The 16,898-nt window shown below is 38.7% G+C and carries 16 protein-coding genes; 8 read left to right on the plus strand and 8 right to left on the minus strand.

Translation table 11 applies throughout. The features are described 5' to 3' along the window. Positions 1–6: 6 nt before the first annotated feature. Genes BQ7352_RS04365 through BQ7352_RS04375 form a run of 3 tightly spaced genes read right to left on the minus strand, consistent with a single transcriptional unit; the run spans position 7 to position 1,168 of the window. Entirely contained in the window at positions 7–459 is a 453-nt protein-coding gene (locus BQ7352_RS04365; RefSeq protein WP_072447277.1) for a hypothetical protein, read from the minus strand. A 2-nt stretch (positions 460–461) separates the two neighbouring features. Then, entirely contained in the window at positions 462–683 is a 222-nt protein-coding gene (locus BQ7352_RS04370; RefSeq protein WP_072447279.1) for a hypothetical protein, read from the minus strand. A 44-nt stretch (positions 684–727) separates the two neighbouring features. Then, positions 728–1,168, minus strand: a complete 441-nt coding sequence (locus BQ7352_RS04375) for a hypothetical protein (RefSeq protein WP_143143372.1) — start codon at positions 1,166–1,168, stop codon at positions 728–730. Between the two features lie 164 nt (positions 1,169–1,332). Here BQ7352_RS04375 and BQ7352_RS04380 point away from each other — a divergent pair, with 164 nt between their 5' ends. The 7 genes from BQ7352_RS04380 to BQ7352_RS04410 are packed head-to-tail and all read left to right on the plus strand — an operon-like array spanning position 1,333 to position 6,143. Beyond that, positions 1,333–2,259, plus strand: a complete 927-nt coding sequence (locus BQ7352_RS04380) for a transglutaminase-like domain-containing protein (RefSeq protein WP_072447283.1) — start codon at positions 1,333–1,335, stop codon at positions 2,257–2,259. A 25-nt stretch (positions 2,260–2,284) separates the two neighbouring features. Next, positions 2,285–3,337: a type II secretion system F family protein gene (locus BQ7352_RS04385; protein ID WP_072447285.1), complete on the plus strand. Its 1,053-nt coding sequence runs from the start codon at positions 2,285–2,287 to the stop codon at positions 3,335–3,337. 12 nt (positions 3,338–3,349) lie between these two features. After that, positions 3,350–3,679 (plus strand): hypothetical protein, encoded by a 330-nt coding sequence (locus tag BQ7352_RS04390; RefSeq protein ID WP_072447286.1) that lies wholly within the window; start codon positions 3,350–3,352, stop codon positions 3,677–3,679. Positions 3,680–3,684: 5 nt separating this feature from the next. Further along, positions 3,685–4,167 (plus strand): DUF4860 domain-containing protein, encoded by a 483-nt coding sequence (locus BQ7352_RS04395; RefSeq protein WP_072447287.1) that lies wholly within the window; start codon positions 3,685–3,687, stop codon positions 4,165–4,167. An 18-nt stretch (positions 4,168–4,185) separates the two neighbouring features. Next, positions 4,186–4,578 (plus strand): hypothetical protein, encoded by a 393-nt coding sequence (locus tag BQ7352_RS04400; protein WP_072447289.1) that lies wholly within the window; start codon positions 4,186–4,188, stop codon positions 4,576–4,578. 14 nt (positions 4,579–4,592) lie between these two features. Continuing rightward, complete coding sequence (locus BQ7352_RS04405) at positions 4,593–5,057, plus strand: hypothetical protein (protein WP_072447291.1); 465 nt, start codon at positions 4,593–4,595, stop codon at positions 5,055–5,057. A 30-nt stretch (positions 5,058–5,087) separates the two neighbouring features. Then, on the plus strand, positions 5,088–6,143 hold the full coding sequence (locus tag BQ7352_RS04410) for a type IV pilus twitching motility protein PilT (RefSeq protein WP_072447293.1): 1,056 nt from the start codon (positions 5,088–5,090) through the stop codon (positions 6,141–6,143). Positions 6,144–6,224: 81 nt separating this feature from the next. Here BQ7352_RS04410 and BQ7352_RS04415 read toward each other — a convergent pair whose 3' ends face one another. The 5 genes from BQ7352_RS04415 to BQ7352_RS14270 all read right to left on the minus strand — a co-directional run bounded on the left by BQ7352_RS04415 (position 6,225) and on the right by BQ7352_RS14270 (position 15,436). After that, positions 6,225–6,434 (minus strand): hypothetical protein, encoded by a 210-nt coding sequence (locus BQ7352_RS04415; RefSeq protein WP_072447295.1) that lies wholly within the window; start codon positions 6,432–6,434, stop codon positions 6,225–6,227. After that, positions 6,431–6,679, minus strand: coding sequence for a type II toxin-antitoxin system RelB/DinJ family antitoxin (locus BQ7352_RS04420; RefSeq protein ID WP_072447298.1), 249 nt, complete (start codon positions 6,677–6,679; stop codon positions 6,431–6,433). The genes BQ7352_RS04415 and BQ7352_RS04420 overlap by 4 nt, the downstream gene beginning before the upstream one ends. Before the next feature lie 74 nt (positions 6,680–6,753). After that, on the minus strand, positions 6,754–11,508 hold the full coding sequence (locus BQ7352_RS04425) for a diguanylate cyclase domain-containing protein (RefSeq protein WP_072447300.1): 4,755 nt from the start codon (positions 11,506–11,508) through the stop codon (positions 6,754–6,756). A gap of 5 nt (positions 11,509–11,513) precedes the next feature. After that, positions 11,514–13,565 (minus strand): bifunctional diguanylate cyclase/phosphodiesterase, encoded by a 2,052-nt coding sequence (locus tag BQ7352_RS04430; RefSeq protein WP_072447302.1) that lies wholly within the window; start codon positions 13,563–13,565, stop codon positions 11,514–11,516. 17 nt (positions 13,566–13,582) lie between these two features. After that, on the minus strand, positions 13,583–15,436 hold the full coding sequence (locus BQ7352_RS14270; RefSeq protein WP_083429844.1) for a sensor domain-containing diguanylate cyclase: 1,854 nt from the start codon (positions 15,434–15,436) through the stop codon (positions 13,583–13,585). 180 nt (positions 15,437–15,616) lie between these two features. On the opposite strand from BQ7352_RS14270, the gene BQ7352_RS14755 reads away from it, so the two are divergent. Next, positions 15,617–16,774 (plus strand): GGDEF domain-containing protein, encoded by a 1,158-nt coding sequence (locus BQ7352_RS14755; RefSeq protein WP_072447304.1) that lies wholly within the window; start codon positions 15,617–15,619, stop codon positions 16,772–16,774. Positions 16,775–16,898 lie beyond the last annotated feature (124 nt).

Below are 16,898 nucleotides of genomic sequence, written 5' to 3' on the forward strand. Positions count from 1 at the left end.
TCAATATCATAAGTAACAAATAACAGTGTTTTTCGTTCTCCTGCATCTACATAAAATATCTTTGCTTCTACCCAGACATTCTTCTTTAGAAAAAACAGCTGTGAACTTCTTCCTATCTTCAGGATGCACAATTCTGTGTGCAACTGAAAAAATATCCAATCCTTCCTCCAGCCTCAAATATTTGTCTTTTCTGTAAAATATAGGTTTCACTTGCAAACTGTCAATATCAATCTCAAAAGCTTCTTCACACATTTCAACAAGGTAGGAAGAATATATTTTTAATTTTTTCAAGTCGATAATTTCATGCTTATCATCTTCACGAACTTCTCTTTCCATCTGGTCAGTTGCATCTTTGTGAAATCCCTCTATTCTCACCCCTGACTCAAATGTTTTCCCCCGATAAGCCCCACATCTTACAAAAGTCCATCCCCTTTTCGGATGGTTCCACGGATAACGCACTTCTATCTATTGTTCCAATCTGCATATCCCATATTCTCTTCTTCATCTGCCATTTCCATTGCAGAGTCCATCAGTTTAATCAGCTCAAGAGCGCTGCGAAAAGGAATTTCCTTCTGTCCTTCTATCCATTTCACAGTCCCCTGCCATGTATGATTTTGTCTGCATTTCATGTTTATGATAAATGTTTCTCCCGTATTCAGTCCCTTTTTATGTGGCAGTGACATTTTATACCCTCCTTATATCTCAGTCTATTATTTCTATTTTAAGTCTAAGCAGTCACACCACAGTCATACAAAATATGAAGAAATTCCAAATCACTTTCAAACGTGCCCAGCGTTCTTCCCTCTTCGTCTTTTACAATTCCCTGCCAGGAACTTCTCAATCTGGAAATAAAGGTCACGTCCCTTGTAACCACCTTTCCCTTTTCCTTTTGAATTTCCTCCTGATCATGGTACAGTTCCGGCTGATGGCAATAAGAAGTCACCTGACTTTCTTCCTCTTTGCGGAAACTTCTGGACTTCCGGGAAGGCTGTGGTTTGCCGATGGTATCCAACAGTCTGTCTACTAAAACAAGAAGTTCTGAAACACCTGAAAATGCAGTCTCATTTTTCACTGCAATTCCGCAAATTCTCCCTTTCATATCCTTTTCATCTGTCTGCATTCCATCAATACATATTCGAAGTGTTGATACTGTATGTTCTACTCTCATAGTTTTCCCTTTCATCCCCTTTTTCCATAACATTCAATACTAGTAGCTTAACATGAACGAAACATCTCTACAAGCTTATATTTCGACATTTTTCCTTTTGGATTGACAAAGCAAATACAACATTAGATAATAACTATATCATGACAAATCAGGAGGTGTACATAATGAAAAAACAATCTGTATTTTTTCTTCTGTTCTGCTTTTTGATATGTGTATCCCTCCTTACTTCCTGCAGTAAATCGAAATCTTCCAAAAACACGCAGGAAAACGAGCCCAGAGATTACACTCCAACAGTTCTGACTCCCCAGGCGGCGGGTACGTCAGTCTGGCAGGCTGAAAATGTGGTTGTTGATGTTTCCAATGCTTCTTCCGGTTACTTTATGGTGAAATATACCGGAGATATTCCCAAAGTCCGGGTACAGACCATTGCTCCGGACGGCACAAAAAATCAGCCTCTCCTTTCCATAGACGGAGGTTATCAGGTATTCCCCTTTTCAGGGGGCAACGGAAGCTATCAGATTAATATTTTAGAAAATACAACCGGCGATAAATATGCTGTCCTTCTTTCAGAAACCATTGAAGTAACTCTGTCCGATGAATTTTCTCCCTTCCTCTATCCCAACCAATATGTACACTTTACAGAAGAAAGCCAGGCTGTACAAAAGGGAGCAGAGCTTGCAAAAGGAACTTCTTCAGATTTAGACGTAATTCAGAATATTTATACTTATGTTATTAAAAACATTACCTACGATGAGAAAAAGGCTTCTGAAGTTGTAGACGGATATCTCCCCAATGTAGATGACACCCTTTCTTCAGGCACAGGCATCTGTTTTGACTATGCCGCACTGATGACAGCAATGATGCGTACCCAGCGAATTCCTACAAAGCTTGAAATCGGTTATTCCAAGGATGTCAAACATGCCTGGATCAGTGCATATATTGATGAAGTAGGCTGGGTTGATGACATCATTGAATTTGACGGTTCTTCGTGGACTTTAATGGACCCTACGCTTGCAGCCAACAACAGCCGAAAATCTGTCGGCAAATATATCGGGGATGGAAGCAATTACACCTTGCAGTATTCCTATTAAAAATTTATCACAGGAGGCGAACTTTATGAAACGCAGTACCTCACAAAAGCAGTTGTCTAATACAGAGCTTGCTTCTTTCTGTAATCAGATGGCGCTTATCTTAAAATCCGGTATTTCTTCCATTGAGGGCATTTCAATTATGTTGGAAGAGTCCGAAAACACCTCAGAAAAAGTAATTTTGCAGACCATTTATGATACTTTACTGGAAACAGGAAACTTATTTAAGGCGCTTGAGGTCTCCGGGGTATTTCCTTCTTATCTCCTTCATATGGTGGAAATCGGAGAACAGACAGGACGTCTGGATGATGTAATGAAATCTCTTGCCCTCCACTATGAAAGAGAAGACAATATTTCCTATTCCATCCGAAGCGCAGTCACCTACCCTTTGATTATGATTTCCATGATGACTACTGTCATTCTCATATTAATTACAAAGGTTATGCCTATTTTCAATCAGGTATTTGCACAGCTGGGACAGGAAATGACCGGCTTTTCCAAAGCTCTTTTATCCATCGGGACTGCCGTTAACCGGTATTCTGCCGTTCTCATTGCAGTACTTATGGTCTTTCTTATACTTGGAATTTATTTTGCCAAGACAACCGGCGGACGGAAAGCATTTGCTTCTTTTGCCAATCATATCCCTGCTGTACGCCGGCTCTATGATAAAACTTCTTCCTGCCGCTTTGCAGATTGTATGGCGCTGACTCTGAGCAGCGGACTCAATCCTGATTACTGTACAGAACTTGCACAAAATCTCATTGAAGACGAACAGTTCCGTCAAAAGATTGATACCTGTCGTCAAATGTTAAGCGAAGGCAGCGAACTTTCTGCCGCACTTACCCGCACAGGCATCTTCTCCGGTGTCTACGGACGCATGACAAATCTGGCTTCCCGTACCGGAGGTCTGGATACTGTTATGAGAGAAATTGCCGATAAGTACGAAGAAGAAATCGATAACCGTCTTACTTCCATGATTTCTATACTGGAACCGACACTTGTCATTATTTTATCTGTTATTGTAGGTATTATTTTGCTTTCTGTCATGCTTCCCCTCATGGGAATTATGTCCAGTCTGTAAGGAGGAATATGTATGAAGCGATTTCAAACGGACAGACAACCTTCTGTTTCACGAAACATTGTTTTATCTGTCTTCGTATTTTTCTTATTGATATTCTGCTTTTTTTATGGAATTCAGGCTGTATCCCGTACAGCAGACAAAACGGAAATGGAAACTCTCGAACAGGCAGTCAGAAGAAACGTAGTGCAGTGCTATGCCGCAGAGGGGCGTTATCCGGAAAGTCTGGAATATCTGGAAAAGCATTACCCGCTCCGCTACGATAAAGAAAAATATTTTATCGGATATGAAGCGCTGGGCGAAAATATTATGCCGGATATTACAATCATTTCCAGAAAGGATTGATTTTTATGAAATTACAGACACAGAAACGTCATGTGATTGATTTTATTTTTCCCATGGCATTGTTCTTTGTATTTGCGGTATCTGCTCTCATTGTTGTACTTCTGGCAACCCGTATTTACAAATCAACCACAGAAGAGTCTCAGGAACACTATACTTCTCGCACTGCGCTGTCTTATATCAGTGAAAAAGTACGGCAAAATGATGCGTCCGGCTCCGTTTCTATTGGGGAATTAGATGGGACAAGCTGTCTTATGCTGACATCCAATATAAATGATACAACATACACGACTTATATTTATGAACATGATGGAGCATTGAAAGAGCTTTCTGTAAAAGAGGGCACACCCCCCTCACCTTCTGCCGGAGAATTCATTCTGGAAACAGACAGCTTTCAGGCAGAAGCTCTTTCCCACAATTTATTCCGCTTTACCATTACCACAGAGAAAAATAAGACGCACTCTGTGGTAGTAGGTGTAAAAAGCAATTAGCAGAAGGAGAATGTGACTATGAAAAATTATCGTACACATAAATCAAGTCTGTTCCTCATTGAACTGATTTTGGCTATTGCCTTTTTTTCTCTGGCAAGCGCGATTTGTTTGCAGTTATTTGTAAAATCCCATCTTCTCAGTCAGGAAACAACCCAGCTGAATACCGGCATCAATCTTGCCTCTTCTGCTGCAGAAATTTTCCGCCAAAGTTATGGGGATATAAATTCTTATACGGAATTTTATGATGAAAATGGGGTATCCTGCCAAAAATCAGATGCTGTATACACCGTAACACTTACTAAAAAAGAAACACCAGAGCTTGTTTCTGCCGTTATTGAGGTTCTGCTTTCAGAGGACAATTCTTCTGTGTATAAACTTCCGGTACAGGTACACGTACCATATACATACTAAGAAAGGAGAAAGAAATGGAAAAGAAAAAATATCCTGCCGTTAATATCGGCTCTGCATCTATGCTTGTCATCTTTATTATTTTATGTCTTGTAACCTTTTCCGTACTCTCCGTGGCAAGTACCAACAATGACAGAACCTATGCCCAAAATATTGCCAAACGAACTTCTGACTATTATGATGCCTCTAATAAGGCAGAAGAACAGCTTGCAAAAATTGATGAACTGCTTACAAAAGCTTATTCAGAACAGGGAATAACAGCCTTAGATAGCGAAGCAATGAAAAAGCTTACCTATCCTGTAGACGTTTCCGACTTTCCTGTTTTATCTTTCACAGTCCCCATAAACGATACACAGGCATTGGCTGTTTCTCTCACCCTTCAGACCCCAAATGCCCCCGGAGATGGTTTTTATAAAATTACTTCCTGGAAAGAGATTTCTACAGACACCTGGGAAAATGATAAGCCTTTAAATCTTATGTAACACATATACTTTACAAAGGAGATATTCTATATGAACGTAAAAGAAATGCTTCAATCCGCTTCACAATCCGGCGCTTCTGATATTTTTCTGGTTGCCGGACTTCCTCTTTCCTACCGTATACACGGCAGTATTAAGCGGGTAAACGAAGACAAACTGCTTCCAAATGACACTCTGGACCTTGTTAATCAAATTTATGAACTGGCCAATAACAGAAGTACAGAGCGATTATTAACTACCGGAGATGATGACTTTTCCTTTGCACTGCGGGGTGTTTCCCGTTTTCGTGTCAATGCCTTTAAACAACGAGGTTCTATTGCCGCTGTTATCCGTGTTATCACCTTCACTCTGCCACAGCCACAGGATTTAGGAATTCCCGACTCCGTTATCCGTTTTGGCAATCTGAATAAAGGACTTGTTCTGGTAACCGGCCCTGCCGGAAACGGAAAATCTACAACACTGGCATGTATTGTGGACCAGATTAATTCTAATCAGGAAAAACATATTATTACGCTGGAAGACCCTCTGGAATTTCTCCACCCACATAAAAAAAGTATTGTAAGCCAGCGTGAGGTTAATCTGGATACGGAAAGCTATGTAGTTGCCCTCAGAGCTGCTCTGCGCCAAAGTCCTGACGTTATCCTCCTTGGAGAAATGCGCGATTATGAAACAACAAACGTGGCTATGACTGCCGCTGAAACAGGGCATCTCATCTTTTCCACACTGCATACCATTGGAGCTGCAAATACCATTGACAGGATTATTGATGTATTTCCTCCGAACCAGCAAAAGCAGATTGCTATTCAGCTTTCTATGGTGCTGCAGGCAGTCGTTTCCCAGCAGCTCATCCCTTCTGCCGATGGCAAAATGGTAGCTGCCTTTGAAATTATGACTGTGACACCTGCCATCCGCAATATGATCCGTGACAATAAAACACCGCAAATTGACGGTATTCTCTATACCTCTAACAGCCCTACTATGATTTCTATGGACTCCAGCCTTTTAAATCTCTATCGGGCAGGACAGATTACAAAAGAAACGGCGCTTACTTATGCGTCAAATGTAGATATGTTAAGTAAAAAATTATGATTTTAAAGTGAACCAATTAATATTTTCGAGGATTTCCGGGGAGAAAACAACAATTTCAGGAGATATTCTCCCCGTTCTATTTTATCCCTCCATAAGTTCAGAAAAAAGCTGGTCTGTCGTTCCATTAAATTTATGACCGCCACCGTTTTCCAGCTCTTCAAAAGCTTCTATTGTATCAGCATTCGGTGTTTCGTCTGGAACTGCCGCCCCTTGCAAGTAGGAGACTACATAAAATAAACGGCTTTCCGGAATTTGGTCTATAAGACTTTTGGCTAAATCTCTGTTGCTCATGGTATACACTTCCTTTCGTGATTATTATATGCAATCCTTTCCGCTTCCAGCATGGCAGCAGCCGTTGCTTTATTAGGCTGTTCCAGCCTTACTTCAAAGGGAATGCCACCCTCGCGAAGCGACTGGCGTACAAAGATGTTAAACGCCGTAGTCAGGTTCATGCCAAGCTCAGTAAACAGTGCGTCCGCCTGTGCTTTCAAATCTGCATCCATACGGATACTGATGTTTGTGGTATTTCCAGCCATACGATCAACTCCTTTCTGCTGGCAATTATAGTATATGCCATTTGCACGAAGAAAACAATGTTTTGCACGAATATTTACTCAACTTTTATATACTGTTTCTCAAATTCTTCTTCTGTCAGCGGCTTATTTAAAAGGTATCCCTGTATCACATCACAGTCCATTTCTTTTAAAACACCCAGATGTTCTTCTGTTTCCACCCCTTCTGCCACGCTCTCAATCTGCAGTTCTTTGCAGATATGAATAATGTTTTCTACTACAAATCGTGCGCGCTTATCGTGGTAAATATCGCTGACAATACGTCTGTCTAATTTTAAAGCGCTTAAATTCAAAGAATATAAAACATAAATATTGCTGTATTCTGCTCCAAAATCGTCCAACGCAATTTTATATCCTGCTTCTGTAAATTGCTCTACAATTTCTTTCAGACTGCTGGTATCAATACAGCCAATTGTTTCTGTTACTTCAATCTGTATCAGTTCTTTCGGCACTCCGGCGCCTTCTACAATTTCATTGGTTTCTTCTAAAATTCCCGGTTCCAGAATGGTTGCCCTTGAAAAATTCAAAGATATAGGGAAAGGTGTCCAGCCGGATTTTATCCAGCCTTTCAAAATTCTGCACACATCTTTTAGCACAAATAAATCAATAAGGCGAATAAAACCCGCTTTTTCAATCTGAGGAAGAAAACGTGCCGGAGATATCGCTCCGTTTTCCTCATCATAATATCGTATTAAAGCTTCCGCACCACAGATTTCTCCTGTTCTGACATTTGCCTTCGGCTGGAAAAAGGTACAGAATTTTCCCTGCTGTATCACTTCTTTTAATTTACGCAGGTTATCCGAAATTGTATCCTGATTATTTTCCATCCTTACCATACGCTGTTTTGCAAGGGCAATCTGAAGCTTTTCTTCTACCTGCTGCTGGAGCTTTTCCACAGAAATCACCTGTTCTCCCCATACTCTGGCATCAGCAAACATTCCGTTATATTTATTTTCCAGACATTCTTTTACCCGCTCACATCGCTGCTGAAAATTCTCATAAGTAATATTAGGATACACTGCGAAAAAGCGCGCACCGCTTACACGGAAAGAATTATCTCTGCCAAAAAACTCTGCCAGAACATCTGCCACTGTTTTCAGCAAGTCATCTCCCGCACTTGTTCCATATCGTCTATTATAATCTTTTAATGCAACAATATGAATTCCGAAAATTCCAAAGGTAGAATAGTTATCCTCATTTATTTGCTCCAAATATTCCATATAACTTTGATAATTCAAAATTCCTGTCTTCTGGTCATACTGCATGGCATCTTTATACTTTTTACGCAATTCAAAAACACGAGCTGTATGATGCATAAATTCTGCAACTGCTTCCAATATTTTAAAAGAAGTCTGTTGTTCCTTCACATGTTCCAGCACAACCAGAGAAATCAATCTTCCGGATTTATAATTTCCGTTTAAAATTAGTGGAAGAGGCACTCCCCTCTCTCCGTAAATTTCCTTCACCTGCAAATATCCCACACTGTTTTCATCTTCAACAAAAATCGTTTCTTTAGGAAAAACCGTCTGAAAAGCAGCTTCTACTTTATGAACATCCAACTCCAAATGTTCCTGACCTGAATAATTCTTCTCTTTCCAGTCCTGCTCCAATCGCAGCCTGCCCCTGGACTTTTCCCTTTCATACAAAGCTACATGGTCTGCCTGAAAAGCAGCTGCTATATAATTCATAAAAGTAAGGACTACAGAAAAGCGGCTTTCTCCACGCTCAAGCTGTTTGTAGCTTTCCCTTAACAAATTCAGCACAAACATACTTTCCGTTTCTGCATCTTCTATAAACTTTCTTTCTCCATCTTTTCCCTGCTCTATCGTTTCCACCTCGCGGAACATTTTCAGCTTGTTCTTTCCTTCCCGCTTTGCCACCTGCAATGCATAACTGGCACATTGGTACATTTGCTCATAAGACATCTCTTCAATAAAATTCAAAGACATACCCGCTGAAATTGTAACCTGAAACTCCTGTCCCTCAGCAGTATATTTCTGGCTGACATTTTTTCGAATATTTTCAATTGTTTCACGTATACGACTTTGTTCATTTAAATCATAGCAGAACAATAAAAAAGTATCTCCGCTCACGCGGGCTTTAATACAGGAAAACAATATATTTTTGGCAATCTGGCTGCTAAGTTCTTTTAAAATTTCATCTCCTGATAAAAATCCACCATCCTGATTAATTTTTCTGAAGTTATCCACATCGAAAAGCACTAATGCACATTTATCCTTTTGTGATTTCGCAAGACTTTCATCAATCAAAAGCTTGGCTGTCTTAAAGTTATAAAATCCACTTAATTCATCCATCTCCGCTTTCTGTTTTAAGGATAATTCTCTTCTTTTCAGAGAGTCAATGTTTTTCAAATATCCAAATAAAAAGAACTCTCTCGACTCCGGTGAAAGCATAATGCGGATATTCAGTCCCACCCATAAAATCAGACCACTCTTTTGCTTCTGGCGAAACTCCAGATTAAAACTTTTCTGTTCTGCGGGCTGCATATTTTCCGGCGCACACAGCTGCGAAAACCGTTTTCTGTCATCCTCATTTGCTATGGTGCGATAAATTCTGTGATAAACTTCCTCATATCCCTGTTCCGGATTTTCAATATCCTCTTTTCCATTTAAACAATCCCAGAAATTTTCCAGATGATTTCGACTTAAATTAACCTGAAAACTGCAAATCATATCTTCAGATAACATCTTTCTTAATCGTTCTTCCTCAAAAGCATGGATTTCAGCCTCTTTTTGCGCTGTCACATCTTCTGAAATTCCAATCGCCCAGACAGGTTTTCCTTCTGACCTCTGCACAATGGTATAAGTTACTTTCTCCCACCAGTATTCATCCGGATTTTCCTCTGACCTTACCCGCACCGTGCGGCTGGTCACAGGATTACCATTTTCTACTTTCTTATAAAATTCCCTTACAGTCTCTACATCATCAGGATGAACATGGCCATCTTCAATTAACGTTTCCGGAATATTTTCTATAATTGCTCCATGTCCATGCACCCTCTGAGACTCTTCTGTCTGAATAATCCTCTTTTGGGGAATATCCAGTTCCCACATATTCAAACGGGTATTTTTTCTGGCAATTTTAAATAACTGCTCAGTACGCGTAAGTTTTTCTTCCAGTTCACGGCGCTCTGTAATATCCATAATCATTCCCAGCATTAAAGCCGTTCCGTCAGAGTCTGTGAGAATACCTGCATTTACATGCACCCAGGCAATACTTCCGTCACGCTTCGTAACTCTGTATTCAAGCACCATGCGCTTTTCCTTTTGGGCAATTCCCTCTGCAATCTCCTGATTAATCCTCTCCCGGTCTTCTTCATAAACAAGCGTTTCTGCACAGTTATTTAATTCTTCTGCCATTTGCTTCTTGGTATATCCGTGTAATTCATAATAGCCGTCATTGGCATATAGTATCGGAAATCCCTTTGTCATAGCCGCTTTAAAAATACCATCACTGCTGCTGTCACTGATTACACGTATTTCTTCATTAATATCCTCTTCTTTTTTATCCAGATTTTTAATAATTCCACTGAATAAATCAGGTACTCCCTCTGCATCGCGCATCATACGCCCTCTGCACATGAGATGTACCCATTCTCCCTTCACATTTCTGGCACGATATACAATTACATGTCTGTCTATTCTTCCATCTGCAATTTCCTGATTACTGCGTAAAAACATTTCAGCATCTTCCGGATGTATAATCTTGCTCCAAAATGCCGCTGCATTATCTAAAATCTGAGACGGAAGACCAAAATCCAACATCATCTTATAAGAATATTTAAACTTTCCTGTTTTCAGATTTCCTACAAATACATAATCATCAATACTTTCATCTAACGTATCAAATAAATATTCCTTATTATATTGAAATGGTGTTCCTGCGTTTACTTCCTGATGTCTTTCCTCAAGCTGCCTCTGTGCTTTCAGAATATGATAATCCCTTTTCTGGATATACATCTGCGTATCTACAAGAGAAAGCACATCTGAGACATTGAGCCTTTCCCTCTCCTGAATAGTAGCAAGGCCATAGCTGAACGTAACGTCATAATTAATTCCAACTTCCCTGCGTCCCTCTTCCAGTATTTTCAATATCCGCTTCATCCAGACATCTGCCTCTTCTGCATCTTTATTCATGAAAATAATAATAAACTCATCACCGCTTAAACGAAAGACAAAGTCAGGCTTTGACAGCTCTTCTCCAATCTTTTTTGCCACATAAGCAAGAAGTCTGTCCCCTTCCAGATGGCCATACGTGTCATTGACCCATTTCAAACCGTTAATATCATAGAGAACCGCAGTAAATTTTTCATCTTTTTTCAGGTTCTTCAAAACCTGTGCCAGCTTTTCCTTTCCTGCCTTTCGATTTAAAATTCCTGTTAATTCATCTGTTGCAGCTTCCTCACAAATCTTAATATACTCCGTGATATCCACAGCGCTCTGTACATGGTATACATTTCCTCCCATACTTTCCAGACTGTCTTCTGTCAGGTATGTCCTTCCTGTAATGGTATTACACTCTTTCCAGAAATAGGATTTCCCCACGCCCTTTTCCTTCAGCTGAGCGATTTTACAAAATTCACACTGCTGTTTTTGGTCTTTTTGAAGCACTTCCCAGCACTTTTTGCCTTCCGGATTTTCAGTATGAAATGTTTCCTTACAGCAGTCATTCATATACAAAATTTCATTTGTCTCCACATTCATCACACGAATGTTGGAACTGATTTTATTCAAAATTTTATAAAAAAACTGTAAATCAAAATTATCATTCATGAAACTTATATCCCCTTTGTAGAACTGATATCCATAGCAATTTCCAGCCGGGCCATTTTTCCATGCCACGGTATCAGCTTATCTCTGATAACAAAATGCCTTTTCAGAAACAAATTATCCAGTTCCCATGTATGGATTTTTTCACTCTTCAGTTTTCCATTATTACAGTATTCACAAGGCTTATTTTTGCCATGAAGCACCTCATAACATTTACACTCCTTGTAGTTATATACACCTGTCAGCTTCCTTCCGGCAGGGTTCATATAATAAAGCTCATATGTATCTATATCACTTACATAGATGACTTCATCCATGCATTCTACAATATTTACAATTTCATCTTTTTCATTCTCATCTGTAAAATACGGATTTTCTATGGCTTTCATCTGATGGAAATTCTTTTCTCTTTCCACCCTTGCCTGATATTCTGCACATTCCTTATAAATATACACTTTTTCAAATTCTTCTTTGGTATATGGCTTTGCAAAGAGAAATCCCTGCAGTAAATCCGGATTTAACTTCTGAAGAGCAATCAATTCCTCTTCCGTTTCCACACCCTCACAACACACCTGTATCTGTGCAGAATGTGCCAGTTTAATAATATTGCTCAACAAACGATAATTATAATTATTACAGTAAATTCTGCTTACAAAGCAACGATCAATCTTGGTTTCATCTACATCAATACTCTTTAAATATCCTAAACTGGAATATCCTGTTCCGAAATCATCAATTGCAATCCGAATTCCATGCCGTTTCCATTCATAAAAAATCTTATTAAAATATGTATAATCCTGAAGCTCCATACTCTCTGTCACTTCCAGTGTCAATGCATCTCCCGGTATTCCCGCTTCTTTTAAAATATCAAGAACCTTCTCTGTAATATTACTCTGGCAAAGCTGTACATAGGAAATATTCACGTTAATATGAAAATCTTTCAGAACCTTTCGCCATTTCACACACTGTTCTACCGCAGTTTTCAATACCCAGTTCCCCACTTCACAAATCAAACCATTCTGCTCCAGAATAGGGATAAATTTCATAGGACTGATAAGACCTTTTGTAGGCGACTGATAGCGCAACAAAGCTTCTGCTCCATAAATCTGAAAATTTTTTCCTTCAATCTGCGGCTGATAACGAAGAGAAAATCCCTCAAAATGATTTCGCACAGACTCCTTTAACTCATCCTGTAACTCAATCCAATCCAGACTCTTCTGGTAATCTTCCGATGAAAAGAAAACCAGCATATTCTTTCCCTCACGTTTTGCCCGGTCTAAAGCATTCTCTGCATACTGATATAAAAAGCCTGTGTCTTCTCCATCAGCATATGCCACAGCTCCTGCTGATGCGGTACAATAATTCTCCAGTTCTTTTTTCACAGAATTATAAAAGTCCTCCACATTTTTTCTTGTTTTATGCGGGAAATTTACCGCAAAACAGTCTCCGTCCATTCTGTATAATCTTGTATAACTGTCTGTCTGTTCCTCTAAAATCATAGACACCATTTTAAGAAGATTATTTCCGAAATCTCTTCCGTTCTTTACGTTAATATTCTTAAAATTATCAACGCCTAAAATCATAAGATATCCCTTATCTTCTTTCAGGTACCTGTCCATATCCTCTTTAAACTTTTCTCCGTTCCAAAGACCTGTCAGGCTGTCTACCACCCTTCTCATAATCACTTCCGACACACTTCCTATGAGAAAGCCGGAGTCTTCGTTACTCTCTCTTAATACAGTTCCACGGCAATATACCCAGACTCTGTTTCCCCCTTTGTCAATAAGACGATATTCCATATAATGGGTTTCACGGTTTCCATTAGCAACAGACTGGATTTCCTGTTGTAATCTGTTTCTATCTTTTGCATACACAATTTTCATCCATTCAGAAAACGGAATTCCTTCTTTTTCTAAAGTAATGGGATATTTTTCACAGATTTTTTCCGTAAAATAAAGCCTGTCATTTGCCATGTCATACAGATAGAAATAATCATCTGTACTATCGTCCAAAAATCGAATTGTCTGCATATATATCTTTAGTTCTTTATCTAAATTCATCTGACTATCCCCTTCTTTTACTTCTCTTCGTATATTCTAAAACCATTTTTTCTCTCTTTTTTCACCTGATAGAGCGCTTCATCCGCCATTCGATACATTTCAGAAAATTCTGTCTGCGGATTGGAAATTAATGCAATTCCTGCGGATGCAGTAATCTGTACAGATTTTCCACCCTTTTCATAAGTTCTGCTTAATTTCCTCAACAGGCTGGAAATATTCCGGCAAACTGCCTCCTGTGGAATATTTTTTAAGAATACAATAAATTCATCTCCTCCTAATCGTCCTACAATGTCGTAACTTCTAAAATGTCGAAGTAAAATCTCCGCCACATCCTGAAGCGCCTGATCTCCTATCTGATGTCCCAATGTATCGTTTAAAACTTTAAAATTATCAATATCCAAAATCACATAGGCATGGACAACTCCCGGACTTAACTGAGAATTCTTCTGAAAAGCTTCAATCTTTTCCCTGCTGCTGTTTCTGTTATACAGCTTTGTCAGCGGGTCTTTTTCTGCGTTTTCCCGAATTATCTGTCTTTCTGTATAATCTTCTATCATACCGATACATTGTCTGGTATTTCCTTTTTCATCTACCGGTGTAATCAGCTGAATACGCAGATACGTCATTTTGCCCTCATTGCTGAAAGATACTAAGAAATCACGTTTTCCCTTCCCTCGCTGCATATTTTCAAAAATCTGTTTTAGCTGTTGGTGAAGCTCCTGATTTTCAGGAAAATATTTCATAAATACTACAGGAAGGTTATATGCCACTTCAGGAAATTCCATCTCTCCCAGCGTTCTGTTAATAAATCGAAGTTCTTTTGACTCCATTATATAGCTCATAATTACAAAACCTGATTTTTCTGCCGCCGTCAGCATAATTTCTTCGTCAAACAATAATCTTTCATTAAATTGCTTAATTTGCTTTCTCTCCTGCCGAGAATAATATAAAATCACCAAAAACAGGGATAAAAGAACTACAATTATCTTCGATACCATGCCATATGCATTGCGGCTTAGCATATAATCTACAGACTCTGTCACTTCAGAAAAATCAATTACACTGACTACGCACCAGTCATTTAGCTGCAATGGAGTAAAATATACGATTTCTTTGGATTTTCCATTTGTAACTTCCGTATATACCTGCTCGTCCTGCTGAATTTTCTTACGGATTTCCTCCACACTCACTGTACTTTCTATGCTTCCAATTCCGTCAAAGATATTCTCTTTTTTTCCAATAAGGCTGGATTGTTTTTTCCTGATATAATTTCCTGTTAAGTCTACAACCTGTATGTAAGTATTCTTATCTTCCAGAATGGTATTATCATAAATCCGGAAGAAATCCAGTTCACTTAATCCATAAAGCACACCCACGGCTTCTTTACTGTCATCTAAAATAGGCACTGCAATAATACAAATCTGCTTATCCACCATATCGGAATATCGAATTTCCGTAGTGGCTTTTTTCTCTTTCATGCACGTCCGAAAATAATTTCTGTTATCAATTTTTAAAGTTTTTCCATTTGTAATTCGTGCATTTCCTTTTGCATCTGCAATTCCCATTCTCTGAAAACCTACATCTCTTTTCTCCAGAAGATGCTGCAATTTTTCCATATTGGCGCTGTCTGTAATATCTTCTTCCTCTATATATTCCGCTAAACCATATAAGAGATTTACAAACCCCTCCAACCTCTTTTCTACAACTGCACTTCCCTGCATAGAAAAGTTTTTCATTTCCTCAATCTTCATATCGTATATACGCTTATGCGTCACAGAATAAAACTTGAACAAAGTCCAACTAATAAAAATTACTGTCACTGCCAAAAAGCTCAAAATAAAAATATACTTTTTCTTTTCTTTATTTTTCATGGACTTCTCCCTTCATTTCAATGTTTAATTCTATTCTACCATTATTTCGTGTAAAAAAACAAACCTTTTATCTAATCTAAAAAAGAATTATCTTGCCAAATATTTCCTACGGATATAGTATATAGTTGTATTCTGCAAACGAAAAATATGCAATTAAGGATATCAGTAGGAGAACTGCAAATGAAGCAAAAGAAATTTTCACGTGTGGACCGACAGGTTACGATATTATTAAGTATCATATTAATCCTGTTCGGAACATTTCTATACTTTGTAAGTACAAGGGTTTATTATCAGTCTATATTGAAAAGTCTTATACATCGTGTGGAAAACATACATAATTATATTGAGCACCAGCTGACCCCTGAAGATTTTCGTGAAATCAATACAGCAAAGGATATGTCAAAAGAAAGTTATCAGACTTTAAAACAGATTTTAGAGGAAATCAGGGATCTAGGTGATTTGAGATATTTATACACTGCCAAGCGCAACGAAGATGGCGAGCTTGTATATGTCGTAGACGGGCTTCCCGATAATGCAGAGGATTTTCGTTATCCCGGAGATTTAATTGAACCGGAAATACAAAACGAGTTATCCCGTGCATTGAAAGGGGAAATTGTATTACCGGATAAAATTTTGAATACGGACTGGGGAAATATTTTTATCGCCTATTATCCCCTGCATGATGAAAATGGCGTTGTAGTAGGGGCTCTTGGCCTTGAAATTGGCGCAGATACAGAAGCCGCAGCAGCAAAAAATCTGTCAAAGGCTATTTGTATTTCCTGTTTGTTTTTCTGTGGAGTTGCATTTTTATCTTCCCTTTTTATTTTCAGAAGAATTTCTAATCCCTTATATCGGGATATGGCAAATACAGATTTTATGACAAAGCTGAAAAATCGAAATGCTTATGAAACAGACCGGGATAACTGGAACGCACGAAATGCTTTGGACCATTTAACTGTCGCGGTTATAGACTTGAATAACTTAAAATTGGCAAATGACCGTCTGGGACATGACATCGGTGATGCCTGTATTATAAATGCAGGAAAAATACTGCATAAAATGGAAAACAACAAGATTACTGCATACCGATATGGCGGAGATGAATTTATCATACTTATGGAAGACCAGACAAATCCTCAAACGCTTCTTGAAAAAGCCAGTACAGAATTCCAGAAATACGGCTCTGAATTAAAAGTTCCGGTAGCCCTGGCTATTGGCTATGCACAGTTTGACCGAAAACTGGATAAAAATCTGACAGACACACAAAAACGCGCTGACAAAAAAATGTATCAGGATAAAATAAAAATAAAAAAACAAATAGATAACTCTATGTCATAATGTATCAATGAAATGAGAAAGGAGCTATCGCATTAAACATATACTTAATGCGATAGCTCCTTTCTATATTATATCATTAATGCTATAATCCATACTTTTCCCTCATATCCATAATAACAGCGTC

Origin of the sequence: Blautia sp. Marseille-P3201T, assembly GCF_900120295.1 — a bacterium.
Classification (GTDB): domain Bacteria; phylum Bacillota; class Clostridia; order Lachnospirales; family Lachnospiraceae; genus Blautia.